Genomic DNA, 13,335 nt, shown 5'->3' on the forward strand with positions numbered 1-13,335 from the left:
TTCGGGTCCGCGTAAAGAGTTCTGATACTGTGCTTGGTATCTGTTATCATGATTGAATCATTATGCTACCCGTTTCGATATGAGTAGAGCAAATCCGAGGACGAAAATGAACGGCATGCACGCCACTACCTAACACAGCAACAAGTGAGCTGAGTCCAACCGTGAGGTCGGCGCTCACTCTAAGCAGCTTGTGGGAGCTCTTTGCTGTCTACTGTGATAACACTATCTCTCAACTGAGGCGTGGCTCTGATATAAGAGTCGTTGCAACGATTGCGGTCTTTGCTTTGGTAGTGCTACATTCCGGGGCCAGGGCCGGGACCTTGTCCAGGGTCGGTCGTGACTTGTGCGGTTCCGGCAGGCTGATCCTCAAAGGCCGAGCCTGCGTCGACAGACTCCATCCGCCCAGCAATTTTCCGGCGATTCAGTTCGCTGATGCGGTCGGCCATCTCTCTGATGAGGGTAATCGACGGCCCGTGTGCCGCGCTGTCTTCCTGTTTCACGACGGGGGCCTCGGTCCCGTCAGCACCGAAGTCCTCGTGAATTGGGAGCTTTCCGAGCAAGTCGATATCGTAGTCTTCGACGATTGCCTCGGCTCCCTCCGAGCCAAATGGGTCGTGTGTATCGTCACACGTTGGGCAGTGGAACGAACTCATATTCTCAACGATACCCATAATTGGTGCATCGTGTTTCTCGAATAGGCGGAGTCCCTTCCGAGCGTCGTCAAGTGACATCTGCTGGGGCGTCGTCACGATGGCTGCAGCAGCGACTGGCAGCGACTGGAGCAAGTCAAGGGAGGCGTCACCGGTCCCCGGCGGTAGGTCGACAACGAGATAATCGAGCGTTCCCCACTCAACGTTCTCTAGGAAGTGTGTCATCACGTTGTTGACCATCGGGCCGCGCATGATGGCTGGGTCGTCCTGATTTTTCACAAGAAAACCCATACTCATTACTTTCACACCGTCTGATTCCGGCGGAATCATCCGCTCCTCGTCTGGCGTGACTCTTGGTTCCTCTGGGACGGGCAAAATTCGCGGGACGTTCGGGCCGTGGATGTCAGCATCGAGCAAGCCAACGCGAGCCCCAAGCTTGTCGAGTCCTGCCGCTAGATTTGCTGCGACGGTTGTCTTTCCGACACCACCTTTCCCTGAGGCGACGGCAACGACGTTACGAACGTTTGGGAACACTTCCTCGTCAAATCCCTGCTCGGCGGATACATCGGCGTGAAGTTCGGGTTCGAGTCCCATGTCGCTGATGACCGACCGAACTTCGTTGCCAAGTTCCATCTCCGAGGGTGCAAACGGGGAGTTGAACGCCAGCGAAATGCTGACAGTGTTGTCTTCGATAGTAATGCTGTTTATCAGGTCGAGTGATACGATATCGTCACCGATGCGGGGGTCCTCGACCTCCCGCAGGGCGTCTTCTACGTCTGCAGGTGATGCATCCATACACACGTTACGTATTCGAGAAGGGTGTCCCTTTCGAAATCGCGTCTACAAACGCAAAACAGCGAAAAAACCGGTCCGTGTTAGAAAAAGAGCAGACGGATATTCATCGTTGTCACGAACAGTCCGCCCCAGAGTGCGGAGACGAACAGCAAGAACAGCGTCGAGCCGAGCGCGAGCGTCTTAAGATCGCGTGGCTTGCCGAGAAACCAACCGAGGAAGGCGGTGTACACCGGCAGACCGATGACGCCAAAGATGACCCAAACGCCGGGCGGAATCGCCCATGGGTCGAAGTACGCTTTCATTGGCATACTCGTTACTGTCATCAACAGTTCAGTGATGAGCGTTGCGTTCATGCTGACACCTCCTCGTTGTCGTGGTCATCGTCGTGGTCCTCAACGGAGTGAAGCTCAATAATCGGGAAGAGCTTCATGATAACCATATACATGAGCGTACACAGCGCGACTGTTCCGGCAACCGACGAGAGTTCGACAAGGCTTGGCGAGTAGTGCCCGGGAACTTGGTCGTACAGGCCAAATTCAGGATACGCAAGCCCTTCGAAGACGAACAGAATCTTCTCAGAGAGTGTGGCGACCAACACACCAAGCGCGGCAACAAGTGAGAGGTGCCGTGAGAAGACGCTTGGCTTGACCGCCTGGGCGAAGATGTACGCCAGCGCAAGGAACATGGTGACCATAGCCATCTGGTAGATGGTGTTACTCAGCTTGGCAGTCATGACGACCTCAGGCCGGACGTGGGCAGCAAACAGGCCGTTGATAATCTGCTGGAGCTGCAGCCAGACGAACATCAGGCTGAAGATACCAAGCCAGTTGGTCAGACCACGAATCACACTGTCGGTAAAGATGTGTTCCCAGTCATACGCGATACGTGTCGTGTACGAAATGACAATCAGGCCAGCGAGTGCTGATGTGAGCGCAATTGAGAGGAACTGCGGTCCCTGAATTGCACCGTCCCAGCCAGGCATCGATGGAATAAGCGAGAACAGCCACGGAATCACACCGCCGTGGAGGAGAAGCGGGGCCATCACGATGATGCCCAGCGCCAGCCACCACGCCATCCGCTCGATGACTTCATCTTCTTTCTCGCTGTATCCGATGAGAACAACCCGGTACAGTGGGTCGAGAATGTCGGGCAACCGGTCACGAAGTTGGTACGTGTCGTACCTGAGCGTCAGGGCAATGTACGTTGCCGTCATCACGAAATATAGCGTAATGACGGTGACGTCCCATGCCAACGGTGATGACTGTACCGTCCACGGGTAGGCATTGACGACACTCGTAACGAGGCGGTCGGGGCGTCCCATGTGAACAACAATGTACAGCCCGGACATGCTCAACGCTGTAAGCGTCAGCAGTTCGGCCATCCGAGCAACGGGCTGGTACTTTGTCATACCAAACAGGCGCACCGCTGCTGAGAGGATGATTCCGCCGTGGGCGATACCGACCCACCAGATGAATGCGCCGATGTACAGTCCCCATGTAACACCGCCACCACTACCCCAGTCTGCAAGATTCGTCACGATAAGTCCTTCCTGTAGCTGGAAGCCAAACGCGGCCAGCCAGGCAAGAGCAACCGCCGAAAGGATACCGATAGCGGCATACCACTTCATCGACGTGTTGAGGATTGGCCTAATAATGTCAGCCGGCTCCGGCTCTTTTGCCTCTGCGTCTTTCGTCGCCATCAGGCCTCACCTTCCTCTTCGCCAGGAGTGTTGTCGTCGTTCGCTCGGGCACCGTAATCGAGGTGTTCTTTCCGCTCCGCAACAACATTAACACCCCAATCATTGCTCAGTGCCTCGTAGTGGACTGGCCGTTCTTCGGGCGTCTCCGACGCGTGTGGTCCCGGCTCGTTGCCGATGTAGGTAATGTTTGGCTGTGTGTTGAGATCTTCGAGCAGCCGGAACGTCGACAGCTGGGACTTGGGGTGTGGTGCCGGAGGCTGTTCGTACTCCTCTGGGTCCTCGAATTTTTTGTTTTTCTCTTTGGGGCTCTCTTCGATTTCTTTACGCCGTTCGAGGTACGTGTTTGGTCGACTCTCTTCATCGTCCAAGTCCCCGAAGTGAATGGCGCTCATCCCTGCCTCGTCGCATGCGTCCATACATGCAACAGTTCCTTTCTCGTTATCGGTGTGCTCGTCTTGTCGGGACGGGCACATCGTACATTTGCCCATAACGCCTTTTGGCGGGCGACTGTCGGTCCAGCGACCGCGGTCATCGTAAACGTGGTCGTTGGCCTCCGATAGCTTCGTATGGCGCTCGTCTTCGTCGAGAGAGCGCACGTCTTCCGGGCGCATGTCGAGATGTTCGAGTTCTTCCATCGGTACGTCGGGTTCTCCCCACTGGAAGTAGTTAACTCCGTACGGACAGGCAACCTGACAGTACCGACAGCCGATACAAATCTCGTAGTCAGTCAGTACGAGACCATCTTTCGAGCGGACGTGGCGTGCCCGAACTGGACAAACCTTTGCACACGGCGCGTTCGAACAGTGCTGGCACGGCCGAACGAGGAAATTCTGCTGTTCGGTGTCGTGGTTGTCGTACGTGAACACGTACATCCAGTTTGCGCCAGTCGATGTCCCGTTCTCGTTGATACAGCCAGTGACACACGAGAGACAGCCATCGCACCGTTCAAGATCGATGACCATTCCCCAGCGGTGTTCTCGCCCATCCTCCTCGGCCGGGCGGATACCACTTACTTGCTGGGGGACCTCTTCTTGTTCTTTCTGACTGTCGTATGTTGCATACGCTCCGTATCCAAGGAAGGCGGCACCGGCGCCCATCTTCTTCATCATCTCCCGACGGGAGACGTCCTCGTTTTCGATGTCGACGTCGGTAAGGGCCTCGAACATCGACTCGTCTTCAGCCTTGTCGAGGTCGACATCGTCGATATCATCGAAGACGGGACGCTCATCGACGTCGAACTCGTCTTCCATGTCCTCGTGATACTCGGCGTAGAACTCTTCTTCACTTAGTTCGCCCGCGACGAGACGCTGTGCATCTCTGGCCATCTCCATCCCGAGGTCGGCGTCGAACTCCGTGTCCTCGAGCTCTGACCGCATATTTTCTTCCCACTCCGCTCCAAGCGGGTGGAAGGAATCCTCGGTCTCGTAGGGGTGTGTTGGTTCTTCGTTCGTGTCTTTTGCGTCGTCCGCGCTCATTTATAATACTCCTCCTGATTGGTTGTGATTCGTCTCCGGCCGCTCTGCACTCCACCGACAACGCTGTTTAGTGTCTGTCCGTCTGTTCATTCCACGACCACCGCACCTAGCTGGCCAAGTGTTGAATGGGGGCCACATTCATAGAGAACCACACCGGACTCTTCGAAGGTGTGACTGAACGTGAAACCGCTGTTTTTAATATCAGAGCTGAAATCTGCCCCATCAGTCGCAACGACAGAGTGGCCAGCACTGACCCACTCCCACGTTACTTCCGCCCCTTTATCTACCCGGACAGCAGCTGGCCCGAACGCGTAGTCGGGCTCATTAACACCGTTCTCGATAGTGACCGAGTCCTGACCGGTCATATCCTCGACGCTGCCTTCGTATCCGTTTGCGTTCGAGAGATGATCATCGACCTCGCTGGGGACGTCTCCGCCATCGCTACCGTCACTACTGCCATCGCTACCGTCACTACTGCCATCGCTACCGTCCTCACTGTCGCTTCCATCGTCGCCGTCGCCACCGTCACCCGAACAACCCGCTGTTGCGATCATGAGTGCCGCGCCTCCAGCCTTCAGTACCTTCCGCCGGTCGATATCGAACTCAGTCATTGGTCCAATCGGGGGTTGCAACTACGTGTGATTGAAAGCTTCGGTTTTCGCGTTCCAAGTCTCTGAGAATGCAACGAAGGTATATATACCAGTCTTCGGTAGAGTTAACCTTAAGATACCGAAGTCATGGGGTTAGATAACGCGTCTTCGGAGAACGAACGCAGCGTACACAACTAATCCACCAACAAAAAACGCGAGTGCTATTTGGGGGTCGATTCCAAAAATATCTGAACTCCCGTTATCAGCAACTAGATAGAGGGTATCGTTATGAGATGCCACAATATCGACATCCGTTGGGATGGTTATATTGTCCGTTCCGCTATCGAGTCCATCCATTGTTTTCATAGTGTACTCTTCTTTGGGAATTTCTGTCGCGTCGGAAACTGGAGTCTCTCCGCCACCTGATATCCCGCCATCAGCGGCGTCACTGGCTTCTTCTTCGACGTTGGTGGATGTAATTCCGACGTCACCACCGCCATCGGCTCCGTCGGCGCCGTCAGCCCCGTCACTACCACCGCTACTACTAGACTCGGCATTGTCGCCCGCTTGTGCAGACTGGAATTCTTCTTCGATGGAGGAGTCGTCGCGCCCAGCGAGCCAACCTGCGAGTATACTCGGCGGAAGGAGGACCGCAAATAGGCCTGCAAAGCGGTTGAGCAACCGTCGGAACGCGCTTTGTTTGTCACGGCCCGCAAACAAGACGAGCGACTCATCTTCTGGGGCATACACCTTCATCTCTGAGCCCCGTTCAGAGTACCAGGTGTCGACTACCTCAACTAAGTCGACATCTTCGAGCTTTTCGAGGTGGTACTGAACGTTCTGGACTGACGTTTCGGTCACCTCGGCTAGGTCAGAGGCGGTCTGTGGCTGGTTATGCAACTCTAGGAATATCTTTCGCGTCGTGCTTGACGCAAGCGCCTCAAACACTTCGTCGGCTGTCTCCTCATCAAGGTCAACCAACCGTGGCTCTGGCTCCCTGTCTAGCGAAACCTTCTCACGGATTGGAAATATACTGCTCATCTACCATGTCCCTCTCGTTATTTTTCTCTACACCACCGGATATAAAGAGTGTGCCTATGGCACAAATGGCTCTTTTAGCCTGCCTATCTTTGTGCCTGCCTTTTGTATGAGTCAATATGTCGACAACAATCGCTATTTAACACTGTTCACGTCCTGCGGTTATCGCCATATTACATTCTCAGTTTCGTATAGCGAACATCAGGGTACTTGTTGGGGGGCGTGGGGAAACGTGTTAGTATCTTCCCCTCGATATGCCGTCAATGACCGATCTGGAGGACTTTACCGAATACGATACCGACGAGGAGCCGACGGCAACTGCTCCGGACGACGATACAGAACACGCAACTGATGCAAGTGAGAGCGAAAAGACGACAGAGTTTGATTCGTACGATGTTTCGCCTGTAGGACAAGACAAAGGGCTGGGTGTTCTGTCGGCAGGTGACGGGCTGCGGATTGCCGAAGACGGAGAGGAAACAAAGCTCCGGGCGTACGTCACCGCCGAAAACAGAACTTTCGTCCGACTTGGCGCGTATCTGATTGCATCGTACCCTGATGGAGAACGACTGTTCTGTCGAGTCACTGAGCTCGAATACGAGCAAGCGTTCCGGGCCGATGATGCAACGGAGATTCACGCCAGGCGCGCGATGCGCTCATCAGGTATCGATGAGGAGGACTTCAAGCTGATGGCGACGCTTGACCCGGTTGCAATTCTCTACGAGGAAGACGACAGCTTGAAGCGCCGGATGACTGACCGTGTTCCAAAGCCTGAAACAGTCATCCAGCAGGCTCGCGAGAAACACGCAATCAAAACAGGACTAAATATTCCCGCAAATGGTGTCTTTTTTGGCCACCTCTCGGTTGGGGGTCAGAAAGTCCAAACGGCCGCCGAACCGCCGACGATAGACTATCGCATGAAAGATAGTTACGACGACGGTGACCCGCTCATTTTCCGGCATACGCTCATCGCAGGTGGCACCGGTTCTGGAAAGACCCACGGAGCCAAAAATATTCTCCGCCAATTTCTTGATGAGGACCGAAGCTACCCAATTGAGACGGCGGGAGACCGATCGGTACGCCCGGCAATCGTCCAGTTTGACCCACAAGATGAGTACGCCCAGATGCACGACGACGGTGAGTACGACGACGAGTTTGCGGCTAGCCTCGACCGAGAAAACATCGCTCACGGCGGGCACGACGATACGGTAGCGTTCGTCCCGAAAGTCGGTAGTTCAAACTACGCTGCAAGCCACCACCGTGCCGAACAGGTTGAGTTTACGATTCCGTTTAGTATGGTCCACAATAACCCCTGGCTCGTTGCCGGGAGCGGCCTGAACGACAACCAGTACAGCGCGCTTGTCAATATCTTACTGCCTCGGTTCCGAGACACCTACGGAAGAGACGGAACATACGAGCAGTTCTGCTCGCTCATGGATGACCCTGCGCTCCGTGAGGAACTTGACGAGACAGGTCGAGTCCACGAAGCCACGTTTGACGCTATCAGCCGGCGTGTCCGTGGCTTTAGTTCTGTTTTCGATCAGGATGCTCATCCGATAACCGAACGCGTTCACGAGTTCGTGCGGCCCGGTCGCTTGACCGTGGTTCCGACGTATCACATCGCAGAGAGTCGCCACGCTGAGACGGTCGTTCTTGCACTCGCATCGTTACTCGTAGACCAGAAACTCTCGAACGATCCGACACACGACCGAATCAAAGAAACACCCCTACTCGTCGGGATGGACGAGGCACACAACTTCTTGACCGATGCTGATACCGTTCAAGCACGGAAAGTCATCGGTAAATTCACTGACGCAGCGAAACAGGGGCGCAAAGAGCGACTTGGCCTCTTTCTCATCACACAGGACCCTCAAGATATCGCCGACCCAGTTTTCAAACAGATCAACTCCACTGTTGTTCTCAACTTAGGTGACGAAGATGCTATCTCTGCTGTCAACATTCCACGAGAACTCGAATCAAAGGTTCCCTACATGGAGAAAGGGCAGATGGTCCTTTATTCACCAGACAACTCTGAACCGGTTGAACTTACTGGTCTTCCTCATTGCGTTACCCGCCACGGTCGTGACTGAGAGTGTAGGCCGGGGGAAGTCTCTTTATTGACACGAAAAATCAAACTGTTTATCAGCTATGAAAAAATACTATAACCATCGACTATGAACGAACGCATTATGAATGCATCTCTTGCACATACTGTCAGTGGTAAGATATGAGTGGGATTGAAACCATCACTCCCGACTTCATACAGAAAAGTTACCTAGCAAAGTTAATTCTGGCAATATCTGTGGTAATTCTATTGACAGGTGCAGTTGGATTCTATTTCTACCAGGGGCTCGACTCTGAACTGAACAATCAGGTTGACCGAGAAATAGAAGCCTCGACGGTGCTTCAGGAAAACGCATACGATAATTGGTTCAGCGATCGTCTTGATGAGGTGGGTTCCCTTGGAGAGACGATATCCGAGGAAGGAATTCAATTCCAAGATAACGGGCAAATATCGGACTTCCTCTACAACCAGCAGTTCGAAATCAGCGATCAAATCTCTAACTTACATTACGTCAGTGCCACGTCCGGTGACGTGGTAGCAAGCTCTGATAGAAACTTCGAAGGAACGAATTTCTTCGATAGTGACGGACCAACTTTTGATAAGAAGGCATTCGAGCAGGAGGTTCAGGAGACAGGACAAACAGATCGGTTTGTGCTTCCGGCACAGTACGGATCCGATAAGATGGCAGTCGCTGTCCTCTTGCGATTCCCACAGAACGACAACGCAGTCTTGATTGGCGAGATAAATACCTCACGAGACGTTGTTGGACCCCGTATTGAGCAGAGTATCGAAGGAGCAGCAACTGGCGTTATTTCCGAGGACGATAACCTCGTCATCGGGAACAAACCAGAAATCTCTCGCCCGAATAGTGACGACGAGTTTATCCGAACCGAAACAGGAGACAACCTCTATGCCTACCAGCAAGTTTCGTCTCAGGGTTCTCTCTACGTGGTGACTGAAACACCGAAAAGTTCGGCCTTTGAGGTGCGGGATATCGTCGGTCAGAACTTCGGGCTGACGCTCGTCTTTGCATTCTTGTTCCTCTTGGCAGTCATCGGTACCGGTGGCTGGGTTGCGATCAAGAACCTGAATACGCTCGCATCAAAGGCAGAAGAGATGGGTGAGGGTGATCTTGATGTCGAGTTAGAGACAAGCAGAAAAGACGAAATCGGTGTTCTCTACGACGAGTTCGATAAGATGCGTGGCGATCTTAAACAACGCATTAGTGAGGCTGAAGAGGCACGTAACGAGGCTGAAAGCTCCCGGAAAGAAGCAGAAGTTGCGCGAGCAGAGGCTGAAGAGATGTCGTCGTACCTCCAAGACCGGGCTGAAGAGTACTCTGAGATCATGCGACAGGTCGGAATGGGTGACATGACCCGACGGATGACTCCCGACGGCGAAGAGGAGTCGATGGATACCATCGCTGAAGAGTTCAACGACATGATCGAAGAGTTAGAGAAAACGACAGGCCAACTCAAAAGCTACGTCGATGAAGTTGAAAACGCTGGCGCTGAGGTTGAACAGAGTGCTGAGACAGTTCGAGACGCCAGCGAACAGGTGGCTGAATCGATTCAAAAAATCTCAGACGATGCGTACGGACAAAAAGAGCGTCTGCAAGTAATCTCTGAAACAATGGATCAGGTGCTCACCGAACTTGAATCCATGGCAACTGTCGAAGGCGTTGATCTCGGTGATGCGCTCACAAACCTACAGGATATCGCGACCGATATCAACGAGATTGCAGAGTTAAGCGAAGAGACAATGGCCGAATCCGAGCGTGTGGCCGGTGCCGCCGAGGAACAAGCCGCAGAACTCAACGAAGTTTCCGAACAAGCTAATGACCTCCAGCGGTACGCGGAGCCGCTCCGGGACATCCTTGGACGGTTTGAAACTGAGGCTGAACACGAATTCGTCTTCTCGGTCGGGCCAACCGGCGGCGCTCAGAGTCCAACTTCACACTCACCCGACGACGAGTGACGTAACTGGTTGGTTCGATATTTCCTGTCGATTCTCTCAGGAGAGGTCGCCCTGCCGGATGGTCTGTTCAGCGTTATCCAGCGCGTCGGCTGCATCGAATTCTTTGAGACACTGCTCTAGCTGTTCGTGGCCTGAATCTGCCAACTCGCGTGCGTGTTCGGTAATGTTTGGAATTGCTCGGATGATATTATCCACAATAGGTACTGTTGCGTGCTGTGTCGACCGAGAACGTGGGTTGAGGTCAATAACGATCTCAGACGTACCCATCTCAGCAAGGGCTTGGGCACGGTCACCGTCTTCAAGCGGGACCAAAACCACGTCAGCGGCGTAGATTCCGTCTTCGTCGACCTTGGCACGTTCGTGGTCAAGTCCTGGAATCCGTGCGTCTGCAGCTAACCCCTTTACCTCCGTAGCACCGTGTTCTTGGAGGTGGTCCGCGATAGCGACCATCCGTTTTCTCGTTCGGTTGAACAGGTTAACTTCGATATCTGCGTCGGTTGCGTCCGCAAGCTCGACCATCTCTCCGGGGACGAGCGCGGCGACGTTTCCGTTGACTGAGAGTACTGGCTTCTCAGCCAACAAGAGCTGTGCTGCTGCCGCTCGCTCTGCTCGTTTTGCACTTGGTGTTGTTTCCTCACCAAGCAAATAGTCGAATGCCTCACCACGCCCTTGGGCGATGAGCCCCTGCTTGCTCGTAATTCCCTTTTCGACACCAGCCTCGATACGGTGACGCGTCAACAACGACTCATAGCGCGGGTGACTCTCTGGAATATCGATCTCGCTCATGTTCTCGCTCTCGACTGCCAGCGACGAAAACGCATCGTTGTCTGCCCGAAACTGAACTATTCGACAGTACTTTTCGGGTATCACGACTGCCCACCGTGGAGATTGCTATAGAGGGCACGGGTGTGGGCAATGATATGTTTCGATATGCAAGACCTTGAGGACCCGGACCTCGAACAATGAAGCGTCACCGAGTTCGACACTGAGAGGTCCCTCAATGGATTATATACGATGAACGGCGTCCACAACTAACACCTGATTCAGCCCGCCACGACGCGTAACGTTGGCTTGTGACGTACCGTTAGGTCGTTTTCGAACGGTGATAACAGCGTTTCTTACTGACGCTGCGCTGGTTCGAGCGCTGCACCAGTCGGGTAGACCTTACTCACCTGTGGGTCATAGCCCGCATCGGAGAGACCAGTATCCAGTGCGATGACTGTTTTGCCGAGCATCGCCATCGTCGCCGTCCCACCTATTTTGTTCACATCAAGAATTACGTCCCGGACGCGGGTTGTCAAAAGACTGGATTCGCGAGCAAACTCTCGTGATGCACGCATGAATCGATTAAGTGTTGGATCTTCGACAACATCAGACAATGCTTTCTTTCCAGCCATACTGATAGTGTCGGTGTTCCCGTTGAGCACTTCCTCGGTTGCGAGACCACCGATAACGTGATACTCGACCCGCCGGCGGGCGGGAATCGCATCGAGAACGTTGGTATGGGGGCCGCCAGCTTCCAGCCGAATTGTGACTCCGCCCTGTGCTTGGGCCACCACGTCGCCAAGACCAGTGCCCGCCTGCACCTCGGCACCGTGTGCAATTGTCACGAGTTCGTTCCGGGACAGGCGTCGGTCGAAGGCGGTGTTTGCTCCCAGTGCTGTCCCGAGTGCCATTGCTCCCGAGACGCCAAAGCCGGACCCCAGCGGGAGGTCAGTCACGCCACGGACTGCCGCCGTCACATCCAGTGCGTCAAGGACGCGCTCGACAGCCCCCATACTGATCTCTTCGCCGTTGAGTGCAACTGAAGTGGCGTCCGCTGGTTGGACGGTCACTGTAACGCCGTCTGATAGAGCGATACCGCAGCCACGAGAACCGGCTTTCGTCGGGTCAGAGTCGGGTTCAGTTGTAAAAAAACCCGTTACATGCCCCGGGACAAACGCCTGTGCAACATCTGCCATGACTGGTACTCAAGAGTGCACTCCCTTTAGTGGTCACGACCGACAACAGGGTCAGACCAGTGCGATATCGAGCCCGTACTGCCACGGTGTCGTTCCAATAGCCGCGAATGCGAGTGCGCCGCCGGCCAGTGCGACGTTTTTCAGGAACGCGGTCATCTCGTCTTGCTGGTCGTCCTCAGAGACTGCCCAGAAATTATGCATCGTTGTCCCAGTGACAAGCAAGAACACAGCGAGTCCGAGTGCACCGATGACGGGAAGCACACCGATAATGAGTGCAGTTCCGCCCGCAATGAGCACGATACCAGAAGCGAGAACCGAGAGTGTCGGTGCGGGTAACCCCTTGAAAGCCGCGTAGCTAGCCATCTCCTCACGTTGCATGAAGTGGTTGAATCCCATGAATGCGAGAACGCCCCCAAAGAGGACACGACCGACAAGTAATCCTACAGCAGCGGTCCCGGTCACGGTCATCAACTGACCACCTCTACTGTTGGCCCAGTCAATCTGTCGAGAGTCGTTTGTCCTGTTGTCGCGCTTACGGATTCGAGCGGTCTTGATATCATTACGTTACTTGGTTCGTACCAGCACTTATATGTACTTTCGGCGACAATTGTGTAAGCAGGTAACACCGATGTCATCGACAGTTGGAGACGACGAGACACACGAAGCAAAAAACGAGGCTGCTTGTCCAGTCGTTGAAGCAGTCGGAACAATCGGTTCGGAGTGGCGGTTGGTTGTGTTACATGATCTTGTCGATGGTGAACAACGATTTAATGAACTCAAACGTTCGACTGGGGCGAACTCACGAACGCTCTCACGCGTACTTGATGATCTCGAAGATACTGGACTGGTTAACCGCCGAGTCGAGGAGAAACCGATTGCGACGTACTACAGTCTCACTGAGAAAGGTGACGCGTTGTGTCCCGTCTTCTCGGCGCTCGAATCCTGGTCCGACGAATGGCTCGACGTCGAGAGTACATCACGGTAACTCCTTAACCCTCTCTTTTTAAAGTACGTATCGCTGAACTGAACAGTCACTGTTTGTCTGCTGGTTTCACTTTCACTTTGGTGTTAACTGGGGTTTATATACG

12 protein-coding genes are annotated in these 13,335 nt (G+C 54.0%); 3 read left to right on the forward strand and 9 right to left on the reverse strand.

Annotation, left to right across the window (positions count from 1 at the left end; translation table 11 throughout):
• Positions 1 to 293: 293 nt before the first annotated feature.
• From N5098_RS02635 to N5098_RS02660, 6 genes are all read right to left on the reverse strand, one after another.
• The gene (locus N5098_RS02635; RefSeq protein WP_267636146.1) at positions 294 to 1,445 is read right to left on the reverse strand and encodes an Mrp/NBP35 family ATP-binding protein; all 1,152 of its coding nucleotides are present in this window, start codon (positions 1,443 to 1,445) and stop codon (positions 294 to 296) included.
• 80 nt (positions 1,446 to 1,525) lie between these two features.
• Entirely contained in the window at positions 1,526 to 1,798 is a 273-nt protein-coding gene (locus N5098_RS02640; RefSeq protein ID WP_267636147.1) for a hypothetical protein, read from the reverse strand.
• The gene (gene nrfD, locus N5098_RS02645) at positions 1,795 to 3,144 is read right to left on the reverse strand and encodes an NrfD/PsrC family molybdoenzyme membrane anchor subunit (protein WP_267636148.1); all 1,350 of its coding nucleotides are present in this window, start codon (positions 3,142 to 3,144) and stop codon (positions 1,795 to 1,797) included. Before nrfD ends, N5098_RS02640 begins: the two co-directional genes overlap by 4 nt.
• Positions 3,144 to 4,619, reverse strand: a complete 1,476-nt coding sequence (locus tag N5098_RS02650; RefSeq protein ID WP_267636149.1) for a 4Fe-4S ferredoxin N-terminal domain-containing protein — start codon at positions 4,617 to 4,619, stop codon at positions 3,144 to 3,146. The genes nrfD and N5098_RS02650 overlap by 1 nt, the downstream gene beginning before the upstream one ends.
• Before the next feature lie 86 nt (positions 4,620 to 4,705).
• Positions 4,706 to 5,230 (reverse strand): halocyanin domain-containing protein, encoded by a 525-nt coding sequence (locus N5098_RS02655; protein WP_267636150.1) that lies wholly within the window; start codon positions 5,228 to 5,230, stop codon positions 4,706 to 4,708.
• 132 nt (positions 5,231 to 5,362) lie between these two features.
• The gene (locus tag N5098_RS02660; protein ID WP_267636151.1) at positions 5,363 to 6,250 is read right to left on the reverse strand and encodes an ArsR/SmtB family transcription factor; all 888 of its coding nucleotides are present in this window, start codon (positions 6,248 to 6,250) and stop codon (positions 5,363 to 5,365) included.
• A gap of 260 nt (positions 6,251 to 6,510) precedes the next feature.
• Here N5098_RS02660 and N5098_RS02665 point away from each other — a divergent pair, with 260 nt between their 5' ends.
• Both N5098_RS02665 and N5098_RS02670 read left to right on the forward strand, forming a co-directional pair.
• Positions 6,511 to 8,334, forward strand: a complete 1,824-nt coding sequence (locus tag N5098_RS02665) for an ATP-binding protein (protein ID WP_267636152.1) — start codon at positions 6,511 to 6,513, stop codon at positions 8,332 to 8,334.
• A 137-nt stretch (positions 8,335 to 8,471) separates the two neighbouring features.
• Complete coding sequence (locus tag N5098_RS02670; protein WP_267636153.1) at positions 8,472 to 10,286, forward strand: HAMP domain-containing protein; 1,815 nt, start codon at positions 8,472 to 8,474, stop codon at positions 10,284 to 10,286.
• A gap of 36 nt (positions 10,287 to 10,322) precedes the next feature.
• Here N5098_RS02670 and N5098_RS02675 read toward each other — a convergent pair whose 3' ends face one another.
• From N5098_RS02675 to N5098_RS02685, 3 genes are all read right to left on the reverse strand, one after another.
• Positions 10,323 to 11,072 carry a 4-phosphopantoate--beta-alanine ligase gene (locus N5098_RS02675; protein WP_267636154.1) on the reverse strand — a complete coding sequence of 250 codons (750 nt, stop codon included), beginning with the start codon at positions 11,070 to 11,072 and terminating at the stop codon, positions 10,323 to 10,325.
• Between the two features lie 332 nt (positions 11,073 to 11,404).
• A complete protein-coding gene (locus N5098_RS02680; protein WP_267636155.1) occupies positions 11,405 to 12,247 on the reverse strand; it encodes a pantoate kinase in 843 nt (280 codons plus the stop codon).
• A 51-nt stretch (positions 12,248 to 12,298) separates the two neighbouring features.
• Positions 12,299 to 12,715: a DoxX family protein gene (locus tag N5098_RS02685; protein WP_267636156.1), complete on the reverse strand. Its 417-nt coding sequence runs from the start codon at positions 12,713 to 12,715 to the stop codon at positions 12,299 to 12,301.
• A 160-nt stretch (positions 12,716 to 12,875) separates the two neighbouring features.
• Here N5098_RS02685 and N5098_RS02690 point away from each other — a divergent pair, with 160 nt between their 5' ends.
• On the forward strand, positions 12,876 to 13,232 hold the full coding sequence (locus N5098_RS02690) for a winged helix-turn-helix transcriptional regulator (RefSeq protein WP_267636157.1): 357 nt from the start codon (positions 12,876 to 12,878) through the stop codon (positions 13,230 to 13,232).
• The last annotated feature ends 103 nt before the right edge of the window (positions 13,233 to 13,335 follow it).

It is taken from the genome of Halovenus rubra (genome assembly GCF_026586665.1).
Classification (GTDB): Archaea; Halobacteriota; Halobacteria; order Halobacteriales; family Haloarculaceae; genus Halovenus; species Halovenus rubra.